This is a genomic window from Luteitalea sp. (assembly GCF_022842525.1).
Taxonomy (GTDB): Bacteria; Acidobacteriota; Vicinamibacteria; order Vicinamibacterales; family Vicinamibacteraceae; genus Luteitalea.
On record NZ_JALHPM010000279.1, the window covers coordinates 1 to 5,876 of the forward strand.

General features: G+C 65.9%; 3 protein-coding genes. All 3 read right to left on the minus strand.

Annotation, left to right across the window (positions count from 1 at the left end; all coding sequences use genetic code 11):
• On the minus strand, nt 1-1,728 hold a 1,728-nt coding region (locus tag Q0C41_RS29155; protein WP_291990152.1), incomplete at its 3' end, for a protein kinase.
• A gap of 214 nt (nt 1,729-1,942) precedes the next feature.
• Nucleotides 1,943-5,017 (minus strand): serine/threonine-protein kinase, encoded by a 3,075-nt coding sequence (locus Q0C41_RS29160; protein WP_291990155.1) that lies wholly within the window; start codon nt 5,015-5,017, stop codon nt 1,943-1,945.
• Nucleotides 5,018-5,142: 125 nt separating this feature from the next.
• Nucleotides 5,143-5,876 (minus strand): TIM barrel protein (locus tag Q0C41_RS29165; RefSeq protein WP_291990157.1); only part of this gene is annotated, 734 nt, incomplete at its 5' end.

Genomic DNA, 5,876 nt, shown 5'->3' on the forward strand with positions numbered 1-5,876 from the left:
GACTTCGTTCAGCGCGGCGACCGGCTCGCCACGAACCACCGCGCGATCGGGGTCGAATGCGACCGCCATCAGCGTCCCGTTGCGCATGAACAGCAAGTGCCCGGACGCGGCATAAACCGGATGCTGCGCGTTGGTCAGCAGGGGTGTCAGCGCTCCCGACGTAAGATCCAGCTTCGCAATGCGGCTACGGCCGGGATCAATCGTCGTGAAGCCAAGCAGGGCGACGCGGCTGCCGGGCAGCATCTGGGCGTGGACCAGTGCTCCGTTTACCAGGGTCGTATCTCGCGGAAGCACCAGCTGCGGCGTTCCACCGGTCGATGGCACACGGTAGAGCCCCGGCGCTTGCACGAGATAAGCGACGTAGAGAATGCTCCCGTCGTCACCCCAGGATGCGGAGGAGACCACGGGATGTGACGCGATGACTTCAGGCGCGCCGCCCGTCACGCGCACCCGCTTCAGGAAACCGTTGGCAGAGAATCCGACCCACTCCCCGTCAGGAGAGAAGAAGGGTCCGGCCGCCCCCTCCGTGCCGGGAATGGCCGTGGCCCGTTCCTCGTCAAAGCGCCGGATGAAGAGACTCGACACCGTGCTGTCACCCGAAGGCGTCCACGCGGCGTAGGCCAACAACGCCGCATTCGGTGACAGGGCCAACGCGGGGATGACAGGAACGCCATAGACTGTCTCACCGCTGTTCCCAAGGTAGCGCTGCTCCGTCTCTCCCACCCGCATCGAAAATCGGGTGACCCCGTTGGTGCGCGACGCCGGCGCAGACCTCGTTAGGGCCCAGGCCAATAGAGCCATCGTGACCGCGAGCGCTCCACCGAGGGCCATCGTGAGTGGCGATCGGCGGCGGCTCGGCACCGTCGGCGCGTTCGGCACGGCAGCCGTAGTCATCGGTCTGCTGTCCGTGAGCGCGGCGGCGTACGCTTTGGCGCTCTCGTAGCGGTCCGCCGGCAGCTTCTCGAGCGCTTTCCGCACCGCGGCGTCGATCTGCGGCGGCACGGAGCGCCGAAGCACCGAAAGGGGGCGCACCTCCTCCGTCATCAGCCGCGCGATGATCGCCTGCGCCGTCGATCCCGCATGCGGCAGCTCCCCGGTGATCATCTCGTAGGTCATCGCACCTAACGAGTAGATGTCGGTGCGGCCGTCCACGTTCCGGTCGCCGGTCGCCTGCTCGGGACTCATGTACTGCGGCGTGCCGAGCGAGAGCCCCGTCTGCGTTACCCGCGCGCCGCCGGCATTGCTCACTGCCAGCGCGATGCCGAAATCGGCAATCACCGGCTGTCCGGCCTGCAGCAGGATGTTCTCCGGCTTGAGGTCGCGATGAATGACGTTGTGGCCATGCGCGTACTCCAACGCCCCGGCAATGGCTACCGTGATACGCACCGCCTCTTCCATGGGGAGCTGCTTCTCGCGGTCGAGCCGCGCGCGCAGCGTCTCACCCTCCACAAAAGGCATCACGTAGAACAGCAACCCGTGGGCCTCGCCACTGTCGAACAGCGGCAGGAGGTTCGGGTGCTGCAGGTTCGCTGTGACCCTGATCTCGGCGAGAAAGCGCTCGACGCCGAGGACCGCGCCCAACTCGGGCTTGAGCACCTTGAGCGCGACCTGCCGGCCGTGTTTGACGTCGCGCGCGAGGTAGACGGTCGCCATCCCCCCGGCACCGACCTCACGCAGGACCTCGTAACGATCGGCGAGTACTTCGTTCAGTTGCGCCAGGATGTCCACGAGCTCACCAGGGGTAGGGAGTCGGCGGGAACATACGCCTCAGCGACTGCCTCAGCCACCACGCACCGCCCCGAGTGCTTGCGGCCACCTTGGGCGCCGCGGTCGCCGCCGACGGGAAGCCGGAAAACGTGTTGTTCTTCCTCGGCGCGTTTGGGGCTAAGTCGCTGGCCGCGTTCGCGGCCAAGCTGGTACGGCTGACGCGTTGGGCCCGCGATCAGGGGCGAACGCTTCGTGGCCGCGCCGCATCGGCACCAAGCGCACGCGTCGCTCGTCGTACCTCAGCAACTTGCGGCTGCAGCTCGGCATCTGCCTTGTCCCACAAGTCGAGAAAGGCGCCGTACCGCGCCACGGCCTTCGCCGTGTCCCCGCGAGCAGCGTACAAATCACCAAGTCGCCGCAACGTGTTTGCCCGCCACGCGCCGTCTGCGGCCATCCGAAAAGCATCGGGCGTTGCGAGGAAACGTTCGCCAACGGCAATCGCCGAGTCCGGAAGGTTGGCCGCATCGTAGGCGCGCGCCAGCCACGGGAGGCTGCACACTTTGCAGTGGTCGTAAAAGCCGTGCAGCGCGTACTGTTCTCCCCGCTGAAAGTAGGGTATCGCCTCGGTTGGTCGCCTGCGTGCGAGTGCGACGACTCCGCTCGCCATCTCCAGCTGATGCCGGCGGGCGATGCGTACGTCCGGGGTAGTCGTTTTGATCAGCGCACGGAGTGCCGTGTCAGCCGCGTCGCCAGCCCCTGAGAGGGCCAGCGCCATGATGGGCCAGATACTGCGATCCGGCCCCTGGCTCACCCAGCTCGAATCCCTGGCCCACTGCGCCGCCGCGGCTGGCGCAATGGGGCTGTTGGTCGCCAGGGCCTCGGCGACGGCACCATACGCGGCGTTGTCGCTCGCTGCTACCTGGGCGCGTCCGCCAATCGCCATCCACGCGTCACCAAGCCGTCCCCGCATCGCCCGCGTGCGGAACAGGTTGATCGTGGAACCTGATGTGGCGAGGTATCGATCCGCTGAGTCAAGCGCTCCGACGCTGTGCCACGCGCGACCGAGATCAGACTGGCGGCGCCGCCTGTCGACAGAATCGCCTTGCTGCAGGGTGCTGATGTCCCGCCTGGCCCACTCCACGACCTCGGTTGCGCGACCCTGAAACAGCAGTGCGTTTGATGCACCGAAGCGATTGCCGAAGCGTCGTGCTGACCGGACAGCCATCGATTCCGCCTCGGTGGCACGACCCAGCATGTTGTAGTTCCGGTACAACTCACCGTAGACCCACTCGTTGTCCGGGTCCAACTGCAAGACCCGTTCGGCCGCTGCGGTCGACGCCGGGTAATCGTGGAGGACCTCGGCGAGTGTTGCCTCGGTCGTGAGGCGCTCGACGGCAGACGCGCGGTCGGTGTGGCGCTCAGCGGCACGAAGAGCGGCCAGGGCCTCGGTGAATCGCCCCGTGTTACGGAGTGCAATGCCGAGGCGTCGCTGCGCCATCACGAAGGTCGAGTCGGCGCGCACCGCCTCTCGAAGGAGGCGAATCGTCTCCGGGCTCTGGTCCACGCGGCCCGCACGGACAAGGTCTTGCGCGCGAGTGTAAAGCTCCAAGGCGCGCAGTGACCTGGTTGTGACCGCTTCCAGTGGCCGCGCCGCCCCCAGGGACTTCAAGGACTCGCCGATCCGCGCACGGAGGGCTCGTGCGACACGACCAATGCCATCAACGAGATCGTCGGCCGAAGTGACAGGTTCGGTGAGTGCTGCGAGTTCCTCCCCGGAAGCGGTCCGCAGTTGGACGCCGATGAGATACCCACTCCCCACCGGCGTGATGGCCCCCGAGACCACAGCCGCAATCCCTCGCCGTGAGGCCAGGTCGCGAGCGACGTCACCCGTGAGTCGAGTCGTCACCGGAAGCTGCATCTGCTCCAACGTGCGATCGATGTCCGCACGTGAGGTGACTCCGACGATTCGGGAATCGGCGAGGTCGACCCGGAGCGCCTCGGTAAGCGCGCGCGCGGCGGTCGAGTCCGCGGGTGGAGCGTCAAGGTCAGTGACCAACAAGCGGTCAGATTCGCGCAACGCTCCCGAGGAGAGCAGCGTCGCTGCCGGGCCTACACCGGACAAGCGCGAACCAACGTACAGTGCGGTGGCTAGTCCGATGGCGCCCACGGCAAGCCCGCCTGCGCGAAGGCCGCTTCGCCATGCGACGCGGGCGCGTTCTGCAGAAGGTACGGAGGCGTTCAGCGTGTTCTGGCGCCGACGCTGCCAGACACTGACCACAGGCGTCACGATGAACGCGGCCCCGGCCACCGCCGGGAGCACCCACTCGGGTAGCCCAACGACCCTCTGCATCAGCCACGTCAGCAGAATGGACGCGGCGACCAGAATGAAGTACCCGGCCAAGGTGCTCCCCGACTGACTCGGGGCGATGGCGACCGAGCCAGCATCCGTCCCCACGCGAGGGAGTGACAAACTGTCGAGCGCTTCCAGCAACTCCCGCGCCGTCTGTGGTCGGTCGGCCGGACGCTTGGCCAGGCATGACATGACGAGTTGGGCCAGCGACACCGGAACGCTGGGCCGCAGCTCGGCGATGGGCCGGGGGACCTCGATGGCGTGCGCCGCCATCAGGCTCGCTGGCGGACGATCACCGAAGAGGCGCTGACCTGCAAGAATCTCGTAGGCCACCACCCCAAGCGCATAGATGTCGACCCGGTGGTCGGCAGCCGGGTCACCGACTGCCTGCTCCGGCGCCATGTATCCGAGCGTGCCGATGGAAACACCAGTGGAGGTCAGCCCATTGGTCCCGGCAGCACTCGCGACCCCGAGTGCCTTGGCGATACCGAAGTCGGTGACCTGAAGGTGGCCCCCGGAGAGCAGGAGATTCTCGGGTTTGATGTCGCGGTGAACGATCCCCTGGTCGTGCGCGCAAACAAGCGCCTCAGCAAGCTCACGGATCAGGCGTATGCCATCGGCGATCGGGAGCTCACGCTCCCGCGTCAGCCGATGACGAAGGGACTCGCCCTCGACATAGGGCATCGTATAATACGGAACACCCTCTGCCTCTCCCGTCCCTAGCAAAGGAACCACGTTGGGATGCTGTAGGCGCGCTGCGACTTGAATCTCCCGCTTGAAGCGCTCGGCGCTGATCGAACCGGTCAACTCCGCGGCCAGCACCTTGATGACAATGTGCCGCTGAAATGCAACCTCGGTAGCGAGGAAGACGCGCGACATGCCGCCGCCACCGAGTTCCCGCTCGATGGTGACGCCTTCGCCGAGTGCACGCTGCAACTGTGGGAGGAGGAGGTCCTGCATGCCCTGTTAATAGATGTTGTCGCTCACAGAAACCTGCGGGCCAGACCGAATCGCCGCCAGCTTCGGCTGGCTCAATCGAGGACGAGGGTCGGCGCTCGCGGGCACTGGCGGGCTACCAGGCGGCGCTATCGTGGATCGACGCTTCGATACGCTGCGATCACCGCCTTTTCGCCATCGACACCGGGACGCGCATTGCCATGCTCCATGCCCACCACGCCGGTGAAACCCTTCCGCTTGATGTGTGAGAACACATTGGCATAGTTGATCTCACCGGTGCCCGGCTCTTTGCGACCAGGATTGTCTCCCACCTGCACGTAGGCCACCTCAGACCATGCCTGATCGAAGTTGGGAATCAGGTTGCCTTCGGTGATTTGCTGGTGATAGATGTCAAACAAGATCTTGCATGCCGAGGAGTTGACCGCTCGGCAGATCTGGTAGGCCTGCGGAATACGGGTGAGGAAGAGATTGGGATGGTCGCGTCGATTGAGCGGCTCGAGCACCATGACGAGTCCATGCGGTTCGAGTCGTTCGGCGGCAGCTCGCAGGATCTCCACGGCGTTGGCCGTTTGGTATTCCGGCTCCAGCTTAGGCGCCACGGTGCCCATGACGACCGTGGTCCACTTCGCGCCCACCCGTTTCGCCACTTCGATCGACGCATCCACGTCTTTCAGGAAGGAGGCGCGGAACGCGGGGTCACCTGCGGCGAATGTCATGGTCCACGCGGTCTCGGGATTGAGCACGAAGACCCCCATGCGCATCCCCAAGCGCTTCAGCTCTGCGCCAATCCGCTCCTGCTCGGCGACGGGCCGGCGGCGCATGTCATTGTCTTCTAGCGACCGGAACCCCTGGTCGTGCATGA